The sequence below is a fragment of the Catenovulum agarivorans YM01 genome (assembly GCF_000281085.1).
GTDB lineage: Bacteria > Pseudomonadota > Gammaproteobacteria > Enterobacterales > Alteromonadaceae > Catenovulum > Catenovulum agarivorans.
Genome location: NZ_JH767524.1, coordinates 86,639 through 100,831, shown reverse-complemented (window position 1 = coordinate 100,831; position 14,193 = coordinate 86,639). Strand labels below are relative to the sequence as shown.

The 14,193-nt window shown below is 41.3% G+C and carries 9 protein-coding genes; 7 read left to right on the top strand and 2 right to left on the bottom strand.

Features of this window, described 5'->3' with window-relative positions:
• Positions 1 to 199: 199 nt before the first annotated feature.
• Both fadA and fadB read right to left on the bottom strand, forming a co-directional pair.
• Positions 200 to 1,366: an acetyl-CoA C-acyltransferase FadA gene (gene fadA, locus WSC_RS0106620; RefSeq protein ID WP_040394067.1), complete on the bottom strand. Its 1,167-nt coding sequence runs from the start codon at positions 1,364 to 1,366 to the stop codon at positions 200 to 202.
• Between the two features lie 25 nt (positions 1,367 to 1,391).
• On the bottom strand, positions 1,392 to 3,542 hold the full coding sequence (gene fadB, locus WSC_RS0106615; RefSeq protein WP_016955133.1) for a fatty acid oxidation complex subunit alpha FadB: 2,151 nt from the start codon (positions 3,540 to 3,542) through the stop codon (positions 1,392 to 1,394).
• A gap of 214 nt (positions 3,543 to 3,756) precedes the next feature.
• On the opposite strand from fadB, the gene WSC_RS0106610 reads away from it, so the two are divergent.
• The 7 genes from WSC_RS0106610 (at position 3,757) to WSC_RS0106580 (ending at position 14,188) form a co-directional block, all read left to right on the top strand.
• Positions 3,757 to 5,703, top strand: a complete 1,947-nt coding sequence (locus tag WSC_RS0106610) for a lytic transglycosylase domain-containing protein (protein WP_016955132.1) — start codon at positions 3,757 to 3,759, stop codon at positions 5,701 to 5,703.
• A 116-nt stretch (positions 5,704 to 5,819) separates the two neighbouring features.
• A complete protein-coding gene (locus WSC_RS0106605; RefSeq protein ID WP_016955131.1) occupies positions 5,820 to 6,866 on the top strand; it encodes a rod shape-determining protein in 1,047 nt (348 codons plus the stop codon).
• A gap of 10 nt (positions 6,867 to 6,876) precedes the next feature.
• Positions 6,877 to 7,764: a rod shape-determining protein MreC gene (gene mreC, locus WSC_RS0106600; protein WP_016955130.1), complete on the top strand. Its 888-nt coding sequence runs from the start codon at positions 6,877 to 6,879 to the stop codon at positions 7,762 to 7,764.
• On the top strand, positions 7,761 to 8,237 hold the full coding sequence (gene mreD, locus WSC_RS0106595) for a rod shape-determining protein MreD (protein ID WP_016955129.1): 477 nt from the start codon (positions 7,761 to 7,763) through the stop codon (positions 8,235 to 8,237). The genes mreC and mreD overlap by 4 nt, the downstream gene beginning before the upstream one ends.
• 7 nt (positions 8,238 to 8,244) lie before the next feature.
• Positions 8,245 to 8,814, top strand: a complete 570-nt coding sequence (locus WSC_RS0106590; protein ID WP_016955128.1) for a Maf family protein — start codon at positions 8,245 to 8,247, stop codon at positions 8,812 to 8,814.
• Positions 8,811 to 10,283, top strand: a complete 1,473-nt coding sequence (rng, locus tag WSC_RS0106585) for a ribonuclease G (protein ID WP_016955127.1) — start codon at positions 8,811 to 8,813, stop codon at positions 10,281 to 10,283. Before WSC_RS0106590 ends, rng begins: the two co-directional genes overlap by 4 nt.
• Positions 10,283 to 14,188, top strand: a complete 3,906-nt coding sequence (locus WSC_RS0106580) for a YhdP family protein (RefSeq protein ID WP_016955126.1) — start codon at positions 10,283 to 10,285, stop codon at positions 14,186 to 14,188. Before rng ends, WSC_RS0106580 begins: the two co-directional genes overlap by 1 nt.
• Positions 14,189 to 14,193 lie beyond the last annotated feature (5 nt).

Here is a 14,193-nt window from a genome sequence, read left to right as displayed (position 1 = left end):
TTTATAAATGGGGTAAGAGTGAAGCGCAGTGCTCAAAATCGCGCTTTGTTTTAATTGTATTGGATTGTAACTAATTTACCAGTAAGACTTTTTGACAATTGTAGGAAATTGGCAAAAAAGCGATTGAGTTAACACTTGTTCAGAGTGGCAAGTATTAACTCAAGCTTAATTTTAGGTGGGGTTATTGGTTTAAGCTAATTTATTCACCACGTTCAAACACAGTGGTTATGCCTTGGCCTAAACCTATGCACATAGTGGCTACGCCATATCTAGCATCTTTTTGCTGCATTAAATTCAATAAGGTTGTGCTAATACGTGCTCCAGAACAACCAAGTGGATGACCCAAAGCAATTGCACCACCGTGCAAATTAACTTTTTCGTCCATAACATCAGTTAAACCCAAATCATCGATAACAGGTAAAGACTGTGCGGCAAAGGCTTCGTTCAGCTCAAATAAATCTATATCCTCTACACTTAAATCAGCTCGTTTTAACGCTTTTAATGTCGCAGGCACAGGACCATAACCCATAATCGATGGATCGCAGCCAGCGACTGCCATAGATTTAACTTTAGCAATCGGCGTTAAGCCTAGTTGTTTTGCTTTGTTTGCCGACATCACTAATAAACCTGAGGCACCATCAGACAAGGCTGATGCGTTGCCGGCAGTTACCGAGCCTGTTACAGGGTCAAACACAGGACGCAAATTGGCTAAACCTTGCATATTGGTTTCAGGGCGAATGACCTCATCTTTATCCGCTAAAATTAGTTTGCCAGTTGCATCGTGGCCATAGGTTGGCACGATTTCATCAGCAAAAGCGCCACTTTCACTGGCTTGGTGTGCTCTGTGGTGGCTACGGCAAGCAAATTCATCTTGGCGCTCGCGGCCAATTTTGTGTACCCGCGCAAGCATTTCTGCGGTTAAACCCATAGAGCCAGCACCTTTGGCGGCGTTTTTCGCTAAACCAGGGTGAAAATCCACGCCATGCGTCATAGGGATATGACCCATATGTTCAACACCACCGACAATAAAAATATCACCCATGCCAGTCATAATGGCGCGGGCAGCATCATGTAATGCTTGCATTGACGAGCCACATAAACGATTAACAGTGACGCCTGCAACTGTTTTGGGTAAACCAGCTAACAAGGCTGCATTACGCGCGACGTTAAAACCTTGTTCAAGTGTTTGCATCACACAACCCCAAATTACATCTTCAATTTCTTTTGGGTTCACTTCTGGGTTGCGTGTTAACAAGCTACTCATTACATGCGCAGATAAATCTTCCGCGCGTACGTTGCGGAATATGCCACCTTTTGAGCGACCCATAGGGGTGCGAATAGCATCAATAATGACCACATCTTGAATTTTAGTATTCATAATATTTGCTCCGCTATTTAGTCGCTAAAAATTGTTGGTTGGCTTTGGCTTTATCCAGCAAGCTTGAACTTAGTTGATAAGCAGCGCCTAAATGTTCATAACTTTTTGCTCGAGTGATATAAGTTTTTAATCCCAACTGATGTAAATATCTAAACACACCACCTCTAAACGGCGGGAAACCTAAACCGTAAATCAGTGCCATATCTGCTTCTTCGGCGCTGGCGACTATGCCTTCATCTAAACATAAAATGCACTCATTGATCATTGGCATCATTAAACGGTCGATTATTTGTTGGTCGCTAAATGTTTGAGGTTTGACACCTACATCCGCTAAATATTGTTGAACAAAATCATCCGGTTGTTTTTGCAACTTACCTTTTTTATCTAATTGATATTGATAAAAACCATTGCCGGATTTTTGCCCTAAACGTTGAGCATCAGCCAATACTTTTAATAAGTTGTTGGTCGGCATTGGCATGCGCTCAGGGAAACCTTCAGCCATGACAGATTGTGCATGAAAAGCTGTATCTAAACCTATTACGTCGAGCAAATAGGCTGGCCCCATAGGCCAACCAAATTGTTTTTCCATTATTTTGTCGACTTGGGTTAAATCAGCGCCATCAAACATTAGTTGATTAAAAGCTGCAAGGTATGGGAACAATACGCGGTTAACAAAAAATCCCGGGCAGTCGTTGACTACTATAGGCGTTTTGCCCATGTTTTTAGCAAACTCAACCACTGTTGCTATGGTTGCATCTGAGGTTTTGGCACCACGGATCACTTCAACTAACGGCATTTTATGCACTGGATTAAAAAAGTGCATGCCGCAGAAATTTTCTGCTCGTTGCAGATTTTGTGCGAGGAAATCAATTGAGATAGTTGAGGTATTGGTCGCCAAAATTGCGCTGTCTGAGATAGTTTGTTCAGTTTCTGCTAATACGTTGGCTTTGACTTTAGGGTTTTCGACTACAGCTTCAACCACTATATCGACGTTTTTTACTGCCGCTTGTTCTAGAGTTGGTCGAATTCGAATAAGCGACTGCGCTGCTTGCTCTGCGGATATTTTGCCATAAGTGGCGGCTTTATTCAGTAGCTTAGCCGCTTCTTGCATGCCCAAATCAAGCGCTTTGTCATTAATATCTTTTAACACCACATTGTGCCCACGGCTAGCCGCTTGATAAGCAATACCTCCACCCATGATACCAGCGCCTAATACCGCGGCTGTTTTGACTGGTGTTGCTAGTTTCTTCGCTGATTTTGCTAAACCTTTGACATATTGGTCAGCTAAAAATAACCCAACTAATGCTTGTGCTTGTGGTGTTTGCGTTAGTGCGACGAAGTTTTTATTTTCAATGCGCATTGCCTCTTTGCGGCCATGCGCAGCGCCTTGTTCAATGGTTTCAACCGCTTTAATTGGCGCAGGGTAATGTTTACCAGCTTGTTGCATCACCATAGATTTCGCTAGTGCAAAACTCATGGCGGTTTCTGTTTTGTTTAATGTCAGTGGATTGAGCTTTTGCGCACGACGCTGCTGCCAATTAAATACATTATTGGCGGCTTGCTCAGCACAATCAATCGCTGCTTCGCGCAATTGTTCGGGTTCAACCACGGCATCAACAAGCCCAAGGTTCAACGCTTGTGGTGCTTTTAATTCTTTGCCTGTGGTAATTAGTTCCATCGCATTGTCTGCGCCGAGCAAACGTGACATACGCACTGTGCCACCAAAGCCTGGCATAATCCCCAGTTTCACTTCTGGTAGACCAATTCGCGCTTGTGTGTCGGCTATACGAAAGTCTGTTGAAAGTATAGTCTCGCAGCCGCCACCTAAAGCATAGCCATTAATCGCACTAACGGTTGGGAAAGGTAAATCTTCAAGTGAATTGAATATATCTGTGGCGTATTTAATCCAGCCGAGTAGCTCTTCTTGTGGTAAAGCAAATTTAGCTAAAAATTCTGTGATATCTGCACCAACGATAAAAGCCGGTTTACTGCTAGTTAGGACTAAAGCTCGTAACTTGCTTTGTTGGGCTTTTTCAATGGCACAGCGGAACGCTTCTAAGGTCTGTTTGTCAAACTTGTTAACCGAGCCTTGGGCATTCAGCTTTAGCTCAGCAATTTGGTTATCTAACTCGACAAGCTGAATATTGTCACTTTGATATAACATGTAGTTACTCCCATTGATAGTTTATTTTGGGATAGATAAAGTCCGGAATGTTCTAAATTATTTCGCAACTTTACTTACACTTGTTCGTTCACTTGTTTAAGATAATGTTAAGAAACGCGTTATCTGATTAGAGTGTAACCAGTATTTTGTAAAATTCAAACGGTTGTTTGAATTTTTCTATTAACCCGTGAATTTTATTTTTAAGTGCCAATTTATGTATTTTTCTTCGCCGCTAATTCACAAAACCTTGACTGCTAGTTTGTTTATATTTGCTAGTTTATCTAGTTCAGCTAGCAGCCAAGTAGAGTCGCCCAATGAGCTATTAACTCAACAGCGAGTTTGGTTTGTCGAACATGAACACAAAGCTAAAAGAGCTTCAATGCCACAAATTAATCAGTGGCGGAAAACGCATGGTGACTATCCGTTGTTTCCATATATTGAGCTAGCGTATTTACGTAACCATCCTTATCTAAGCAACAAACAAGCTATTCGTGAATTTCTGCATTTGTACGAAGGTACGGCATTAGAATGGTCGTTACGTCATCCATGGTTAGATTATTTAGCGAAAAAAAATCAAGCCATCCTATTTTTGAACGATTTTAAACCTACCTCAGATGCTGAACTCAATTGCCACAAGCTTAGGTTTCAACTACAAATTGGCGGTAAGCTGAAAGATTTGGCTGATGATATCGCGCCATTATGGGTTGTTGGCAACTCTCAGCCCAAAGCTTGTGATCCTCTATTTAAAATGTGGGCTGATGCTGGATTACGCACAAATGATATGGTGAAGCGGCGTATCGTATTAGCCGCAGACGGCGGTGCGCACACTTTAATACCATACTTGACAAAATTGTTACCTGAGAGCGAACAAGATTGGGCTAAGTTATGGCATAGGATCAGGCGTGATCCTGCTCGCATCACACGTTTGTCGAGTTTTAAAAGCACAGCAGATTACGCAGCCATCCAAGTTTATGGCATCCAAAGGTTAATTTGGCGCGATCCGGATGAAGCAATTGAACATTATCAACAAATGCTTAACCATTTTGCTATTTCAGCGCAAGCATTAGACGAAATTCACTACACTTTTGCGTTAGCACTTGCCAGTAAAGGGCATGCGCAAGCAGAAGTATGGCTTAAGCGCATTCCACGGCATTTAAAAGACAGCAAAATAGTTCATTGGCACTTAGCCACTTATTTACGTAATAAGCAATGGCAAAAAGTGGTTGAACTGTATCAGTCTTTATCCGATGAATTACAATCTTTATCTGCGAATAAATACTGGTATGCAAGAGCACAGGCACAACTGGGTGAAACTCAATCAGACACTGTGTTACAAGAGTTAGCGCAAACTCGCCATTATTATGGATTTTTAGCAGCTGCCCGCACCAGCAATAGATATCAGTTAAATCATCAAGGTGTTGAAATTGATTTAGATATCATGAGTCGTTTAAAAAATGCGCCGAGTGCTAAACGTGCTTACGAGTTTTTTATGTTAGAGCGATATACTCAAGCGCGGCGTGAGTGGTATCAATTTAAAAAAGGTTTGGACAAAGTTGAACAAGCGAATGCGGCATATCTTGCTTATCAATGGCATTGGTATGATCAAGCGCTACGAGGAATTTCGCAAGCAGGTTATCATGACGAAGTGAGTTTGCGTTTTCCAAAGGCTTATGTTGATTTGTATCAAAAATATAGCCAACAAGCTGGTATAGATTTAACTTTGGCGATGGCTGTCAGTCGTCGTGAAAGTTCATTTATGGTCGATGCAAATTCATCCGCTGGCGCTCGCGGTTTGATGCAAATTATGCCTGCAACAGCTAAAACATTAGCTGGACGTAAGTTTAATCCATATCGTTTATTTACCGCTGAAACTAATGTTGAGTTAGGCACTGAATATCTCGCCCAGTTAACGGAACGAATGAATGGTCAAATACCATTGGCGATCGCCTCATACAATGCTGGTTTCCACAGGGTGTTACAGTGGCTACCGGAAGATGACGCTGTGCCATTGGATATTTGGATAGAGACGATACCCTACAAAGAAACGCGTGAATATGTTAAAGCAGTTTTGGCTTACCAGCAGGTTTATGAGTTATTTAATGAGCAACCTAAAGATATTTTTAGCCAGATTGTAAATAAAAAAGTGATTAAACAAAATTGATCCTGCTTCATGTAAGATTATGCTGTTATTTTTTCTAGCTTTACTTGCCGATTGTCTGGCTCATTGGTAAAGTTAGGCCAATTTTGCCGTTCAGTATTGCTAAGGGATCCCACCCAATGTTTTTAAAAAAACTACGTGGAGTTTTTTCCAACGATCTGTCTATAGATTTAGGGACAGCTAACACACTTATTTATGTAAAAGATCAAGGTATTGTTTTAAATGAGCCTTCGGTTGTTGCCATTCGCCAAGAAAGAGCGGGTGGTCAACGAAGTGTTGCAGCAGTAGGTGCTGCAGCCAAACAAATGTTAGGTCGTACGCCAGGTAACATTAAAGCAATCCGCCCAATGAAAGATGGCGTAATTGCTGACTTCTATGTCACCGAAAAAATGTTGCAGTACTTTATTAAACAAGTCCATAACAACAATTTTTTGCGTCCTAGCCCACGTGTATTAATTTGTGTGCCTTGTGGTGCGACACAGGTTGAACAAAGAGCAATTAAAGAATCTGCTTTAGGTGCAGGTGCACGTGAAGTGTATTTGATTGAAGAACCTATGGCCGCTGCAATTGGAGCTGACTTACCGGTTTCAGAACCAACAGGTTCTATGGTGGTTGATATAGGTGGTGGTACCACAGAAGTTGCGATTATCTCGTTGAACGGCATAGTTTATTCATCGTCAGTGCGAATTGGTGGTGATAAATTTGACGAAGCTATTATTTCTTACGTGCGGCGTAATTTTGGTAGTTTAATTGGTGAAGCAACCGCTGAACGCATTAAACACGAAATTGGTTCTGCTTATCCGGGTGATGAAGTGCGTGAAATCGAAGTGCGTGGTCGTAACGTTGCTGAAGGGGTACCAAGAAGCTTTACCTTAAACAGTAATGAAATCTTAGAAGCGCTACAAGAGCCACTGCAAGGCATTGTTAGTGCTGTAATGGTCGCGTTAGAACAATCGCCACCTGAGCTAGCTTCCGACATCAGTGAGCGCGGCATGGTGTTAACGGGTGGTGGTGCTCTGTTAAAAGACCTAGATAGACTATTAATGGAAGAAACTGGCATTCCAGTGGTAATTGCTGATGATCCACTAACCTGTGTTGCACGAGGTGGTGGTAAAGCAATAGATATGATTGATATGCATGGTGGCGATTTATTTGCGTACGATTAAATAGACGCTTATGACGCCGCTGTTTGCCAATGGACCTGCACTACAAATACGCATCATAGTTGCTGTGGTGCTATCCCTTGTGCTGATGTTTGTTGATCATCGCCTCAAAGGTTTTGACTCTATTCGAGTTTACTTAAATTCGCTGGTTAGTCCTATTTTATATGCGGCTAACCTGCCGCAGAGCATGTTAGATTGGTCTGCTGAATCACTATCTTCTCGTCGTTCCTTGTTAGATGAAAACGCTAAATTGCGTGAAACCAACCTTCTATTGCAAGAAAGCGTGTTGCGTATGCAATTTTTACAGCGAGAAAACAATCGGCTGCGTGCTTTGTTAGAATCGCCTGTTCGTCAAGAAATTCAAAAAATGGTTGCTGAAGTCATGTCGGTAACCAGTAATCCAAATAGCCATCAAGTATTATTAAATCGTGGTTCATTGAATGGCGTGTACGAAGGGCAAGCGGTTTTAGACGAAAATGGTATTGTTGGTCAAGTTGTTGATGTGGCGCCAACAACCAGCAGAGTGTTATTAATTACTGATATTACCCATGCAATTCCAGTGCGGGTTGCGCGTAATTCAGTACGTAGCATTGCGGCAGGAACAGGCTCTATGAGTCGCCTAGATTTAAATTATGTGCCACATTCAGCTGATATTCGCGCAGGTGATTTGTTAATTAGTTCTGGTTTAGGACAAAAATACCCTGAAGGTTATCCTGTTGCAGAAGTGTCTCGAGTGATTAGTAACGAGAGCCTGCCTTTTGCGCAAATTGAAACTAAACCTATCGCCCAACTTGATAGAATCCGTTATTTATTGCTGCTGTGGCCACCTAACGCACCTTCGCAACCGGCTAAATCTAGCTTAAAAGAAATACAACGTGAAACCAAGGAGCTTATTCAGTGATAGGTTCACGCACGCTAATCGCTTTTAGTTTGTTTTTAACCCTTATTTTGGCGATGGCACCTTTGCCTAATTATGTTGAAGCCTTTCGTCCTGACTGGGTGTTAATTGTATTGTTTTATTGGGCAATTGCGTTGCCGCATAGAGTGAATGTGGGCAGTGCCTTTATCGTTGGAGTGCTTTACGACATCTTGTTAGGCAACGTATTAGGCTTAAATGCCTTGTTATTGTCATTGGTAGTGTATATTGCTGCGGTTAATCATTTAACTATACGCAATTTATCTATTTGGCAACAGGCTTTAATTGTGGCTATGGTTACGGCGTTTTATCATTTGGTCGACTATTGGATCCAACACTTTTTAACCACAGTGTACTTTTTACCTGAACTATTATGGCCAACCGTAACCAATGCGTTAATGTGGCCTTGGGCGTTTCTACTATTACGTAAATATCGCCGTAAACTTAGAATAAGATAGATAAATCATGGCGCAAATTTATTTGGCTTCACGCTCGCCACGTCGGCGAGAATTACTCTCACAACTGAATATCCAATATCAACTCGTTGATGGTGAAATTGATGAAAGTCAGTTGCTGGATGAAAGCGCAATCGATTATGTGATTCGACTTGCTTGCGAAAAAGCACAACAAGGTTGGCAAAACTGCGATAAAACTATGCCAGTGTTAGGCTCAGATACTATAGTGGTCTATCAAAACCAGCTGTTGGGCAAACCGGCAAATGAGCAAGATGGATTAAACACTTTAAGCTTATTGTCGGGTAATCAACACCAAGTTATTACCGCTGTTGCGATAAAATGGCAAGATAACATTGAAACTGTTGTGGTTTCGAGTGATGTTGAATTTGCACAACTGGATGAGCAAGAGATATTAGCCTATTGGCAAACCGGTGAGCCACAAGACAAAGCCGGTAGTTATGCCATACAAGGTATTGGCGGCCAGTTTGTTAAATCAATACAGGGTAGTTATTCAGCCATAGTTGGCCTACCTTTATATGAGACGAAACAGTTAATTCAAAAGGTTTTAAAGCAGCTATGAGTGCGGAATTATTAATTAACGTTACCCCAACTGAAACTCGGGTTGCTGTTGTTGAGAATGGTAGCCTGCAAGAAGTTCATATTGAAAGACAAGGTAAAAAAGGCCTTGTCGGCAACATATATTGTGGCAAAGTCAGTCGGGTATTACCTGGTATGCAAGCCGCTTTTATTGATATAGGTTTAGACAAAGCCGCGTTTTTGCACGCATCTGATATTACAGTGCATGACGAAGTGCGTGACGAAGACGCAATAACTGAACATTTGCCTGTGCGTGACATTAAAGATTTGGTCAAAGAAGGGCAAAACATTGTTGTGCAAGTGGTTAAAGACCCACTTGGGACAAAAGGGGCGCGTTTAACTACAGACATTACCATTCCATCACGTTATTTAGTTTTTATGCCAGGTGCTGAGCATGTCGGTGTATCACAACGAATTGAAAGCGAAGTTGAACGTGAGCGCTTAAAAGAAATTGTTGGTCAATATACTGATGAGAAGGGCAGCTTTATTGTCAGAACGGCAGCCGAAGGTGTTGACACTGAAGAGCTCGAACAAGATGCACTCTTTTTACGCCGAGTTTGGAACAAAATTCTTAAACGGCAAAAACAAAGTGGCAAAATTCGCTGTTTGTATGAAGATCTAACCCTAGCATTTCGTATATTACGTGATTTAGTTGGCACTGAGCCTGAGCGTATCCGAGTGGATTCCAAACTTGCATACGAACAGCTACTAGATTTTGTCACTGAGTTTATTCCAAACCTTAAACGTGCAATGGAATATTACCCAGGTGAAAGACCTATATTTGACTTGTTTGATGTTGAAAACGAAATTCAACGTGGTTTAGAGCGCAAAGTTCAGCTCAAATCCGGCGGTTATTTAATAATTGATCAAACGGAAGCCATGACAACCATTGATATTAATACTGGCGCTTTTGTCGGGCATAGAAACTTAGAAGACACCATATTTAATACCAATGTAGAAGCAACTCAAGCCATAGCGCGTCAGCTGAGGTTACGTAACTTAGGTGGCATCATTATCATAGATTTTATTGATATGAATAATGATGATCACAAACGCCGGGTGTTACACAGTTTGGAACTTGCGTTAGCCAGTGATAGAACCAAATGTAACGTACATGGTTTTTCCGCTTTAGGTTTAGTGGAAATGACCCGTAAACGTACTCGCGAAAGTTTAGAGCATATATTGTCAGATGCCTGCCCTTGTTGCCAAGGTCGTGGCAGCTTAAAGACAGCTGAAACCGTTTGTTACGAGATTCTTCGAGAAGTTGTTCGTGTCAATCGTGCTTACGACGCAGACAAATTTGTTATTTACGCTTCTCCAGCCGTATGTGAATATATGTTAAGTGAAGAATCCCATGCTCTGGCTGAACTTGAACTCTTTATTGGTAAACAAATCAAAGTACAAGGTGAGGCGCTCTACGGGCAAGAGCATTACGATGTGGTAATGATTTAGTGAAATTAACTGGATTGATATCCGCTTTTATCCGCAAACTCTGGTTTAGTTTTGCGGTTATTTTGGTCGCGTCTGCGCTGGTTATTAGTTCAGTGCGGGTTGGCCTGCCATACGCTAACCATTTTAAACCACAAATTACTCAATGGTTTACACAACAATTTAATCAAGCAATTGCCATTCGTGATTTATCTGCTGATTGGCAAGGCGCTGGCCCTGTGGTGCAGCTTGAAGGTTTTGAATTTTTAATTGAACCAGACGCCAATGCGCCCGTTGTCGTCAATATTGACCAAGTAAACCTTGAACTCGACTTCTGGCAAAGTTTGTTACAGCAATCACCTGTGGTGCGAAACTTTGTATTAGATGGTGTGCGAGTGGAAATTGATCTCGCGCAAATGCGCGCAGCTGAACGGGCTGGCTCTGAAATTGCTGTGGTTGAGCTGTTTGAAACCATTTTCTTAAAACAGTTTCAGCGTTTTGATGTACAAAACAGCTTAGTAACTATTATTACCCCACAAGGGGACAGCCACGATATTACAGTTCATCAATTAAAATGGTTTAACCAAGCATCCGATCACCAAGGGGTTGGTAAATTTTCACTCGAAGGGATAGAAGCCGAAAAACTCGCATTTATTTTAGACTTAAAAGATGTTGGGGATGATAAATACGATGGGCAATTTTATGTCAGTGCTGATGGTATCGATTTTGCCTCCTGGCTGCGTCCTTATGTCGCAAAAAATGCGCGTAACCTTCAAAGCAAATTGCGTTTCGAGGCTTGGGTAGATATACAACAAAGCCACTTTGATTCAATTTTATTTAATATCGACCCAAGTGAGCTCACTTGGTATCTAGGCAAAAAGAAACACAAACTTGAATTGGTCAGTGGTCAATTACAAGCTCGGCTTGATCAGAATATTCCACAACTTTATTTATATGACTTTAGTTTTGCTCAAGGGGATAAGCTCTGGGGCGGTTTAAATGTGCAAGGCGAACAACGCCAAGGCAGTTGGCGCATTTATGCACGTGAAATTAACTTAGCACCGTTAAAACCTTTGCTGGCGCTGACGTCTTTTTCAGAGCAAATTGATAAATTTGCTAATGCGTTAATAACTGAGCCGCATATAGATAATCTGCATTTGAAGTTAAATGCCGATGACTCTTGGTTATTTTCAGCACAAGTTGAAGAGTTAAGTTGGCAGGGCATTAGTGATTTACCCGATTTCAATAATTTATCAGCCAAAGTTAAAGGACAAAATGGACTGATAACAATGGATTGGCAACTGCCTAAACAAGATATTTTATGGCCGTCTTTGTACCCAGATACTCTGTCGCAGATGTCAGTCAACATGCATAGTTATATTCGTTACCCAGTGGCGAACAAGAATAAAATTAAACTTGCTAATCAGCCGACTAGTTGGCAATTTTATGCACCGAATGTGGCGGTTAACACAGAAAACGAGCAAATCAGCGGGCAATTTTCGCTGAATATGCACTCGGGTTTATCACCAGAGTTAGCTGTGTTTTTGAATATTCCGAAATTGACTATCAGCCAAGTTAAACCTTGGTTACCTGCTAGTTTATTGGGAAAAGAAACCCACGCGTATTTAGATAGAGCACTGGTGAGTGGTGACGTTTTAGGTGGGCAATTGATATTCCAAGGGCATTTAAATGACTTTCCGTATAAACAAGCTCAAGGTATATTTCATACCCGTGTTCACACCAATAAAGTTAATTTTGCATTTCAGCCGGATTGGCCAAGTTTAACCGAAACTCAGTTGCAGCTAGATTTCAAAAATAGTGCGCTATTTATGCAAAGTGAGCAAGCGCGTTTGTTGGACGTTTCGGTTTCTAAAGTTCAAGCTTATATTGATGATTTAGGTTCCAAACAGGCTTTGTTAACAATTAATGCGGATGCAAGTGCAACAGGCAAGGCTGCAACCGAAGTAATGCTTAAAGGCAGTTTGGCTGATTCAGTTGGCAAAACATTACAAGAAGTGTCTGTGCAAGGTTTGGTCAACACCAATTTGCAATTAACAATTCCTTTGCTAAAACCTGAAGCGTTAAACGCGAGTGGTTCGGTATTATTTGCTGGTAATCAAGTTTTGATTAATCCAACCGGCTTTCAATTTGAACACGTCAATGGCTTGTTAGAATTTGATATGGATAAACTGTCGTCGAAAAAAATGACTTTTGACTGGGGGCCTGTGCCATATCAAATTGACTTAGCTAGTCAGCAACAAGATGATGGTTACCAAGTTAACATAGATTTACGTGGTAAATGGCCACTTGAAGCAATATTGACCCATAGAGGTTTGTTAAGTTTAGCCGACAGAGTTAAAGGTAATGCGGATATTGATGGCCATTTAGCCATGTCGTTTGCTAAAAATAAGTTTGACTATAGATTAGACGTAGCAACCGATTTACACGGTGTTCGTTTACAGCTACCTAAACCTTTTGATAAAAAAGCGCAGCATTTACAGCTAACAAACCTGACGATATCTGGTGATCAAGATAGTTCTTTGTTTGAGCTTACTTCAGGTGAGAATATTCATTTTAACGCTGTACTACCGCATCAAGATAAAAAGTTTAGTCGTGCTTATTTAGTGTTAGGGCAAAATGTATTGTCAGCGCCAGCGACTGGCTTCAACATTGCGCTACACCTTCCTCAGGCCAATTTACAGGAATATATTGAGCTAATTACGCTAGTGCAGAGCGATTTTAGTAAGTTGCCGTCGAGTGATGACAGTGTTATAGGTTTGCCGCAACGTATACGCGGTGGCATTCAAGAGTTAGCCGTTGGCCCTTTAAATTGGCGTCACCTGTCGTTTGACATAAATAAAGCCACCAGCTTATGGTCAACTCAAATTCAATCGCAACAATTTAACGGTTTGATTAATATCCATGACGATATATCAGAAAAAGGCATAGATATTTTTGCTGAGACCTTTGTTATTGAAACCACCAAAGGCTTGCAGGCCGACAACCCACTAACTAAAGCTGAAATTAAACAAATTTTTGACGCCATTCCACCGATTAAACTCAGTTGTAAAGTGTGTCGGTTAGATCAAAAACAGCTCGGGGAAATAAACGCGGAAATAGCTCGTACTTCGCCGAAAGATATTGCGTTGAAGTCTTTTACCATGCGATATCGAGGCAACAAAGTCGATGCAACAGGATTGTGGCGTATTGACGATAAATTAAATAGCCTGAGTAAGCTACAAGGCTCGATCTCGAGTAGTGATTTTGGCTGGTGGTTACGTGATTACCAGCTTACATCTGCAATTAGAGATTCGTCGATTGATGCACAGTTTCAATTAAATTGGAATAAGTCACCTGTTGACTTAGGTTACCCAGATTTAAACGGCACTATGAACTGGAAACTGGGTGAAGGTTATTTAACTGAAGTATCTGATAAAGGGGCCCGTATACTCAGTGTTTTGAGCTTAGATTCTTTAGTGCGCAAGCTCAAATTAGACTTTAGGGATGTTTTTAGCAAAGGCTTGTTCTACAATTCAATGAAGGGTGATATTAAATTGACCAATGGTGTTGCATATACGGGCAATACTTATATGGATGGTGTTGCAGGTAATATGGAAGTAACAGGCTCTACTAATTTAGTGACACAAGAACTCAATTATCAAGTGAGATTTAGCCCGAAAGTGACCAGTAGTTTACCTATTTTAATAGCTTGGATGGTGAATCCTGTGACAGGTATTGCGGCATTAGCGATAGACCAGGTGATTGAGTCTGCAGATGTAATATCGCAAATTGAGTTTGATATCAGCGGGACCATAGAATCTCCTGTTATTGTAGAAACTGCACGTAAAAGCAAAGCCGTTAAACTAAATGCCGCTAAAGGAAAAGCGAATAAAACAGGTGCTAGCCCAGCTAAACCTAAACAGCCGTAAAGAGG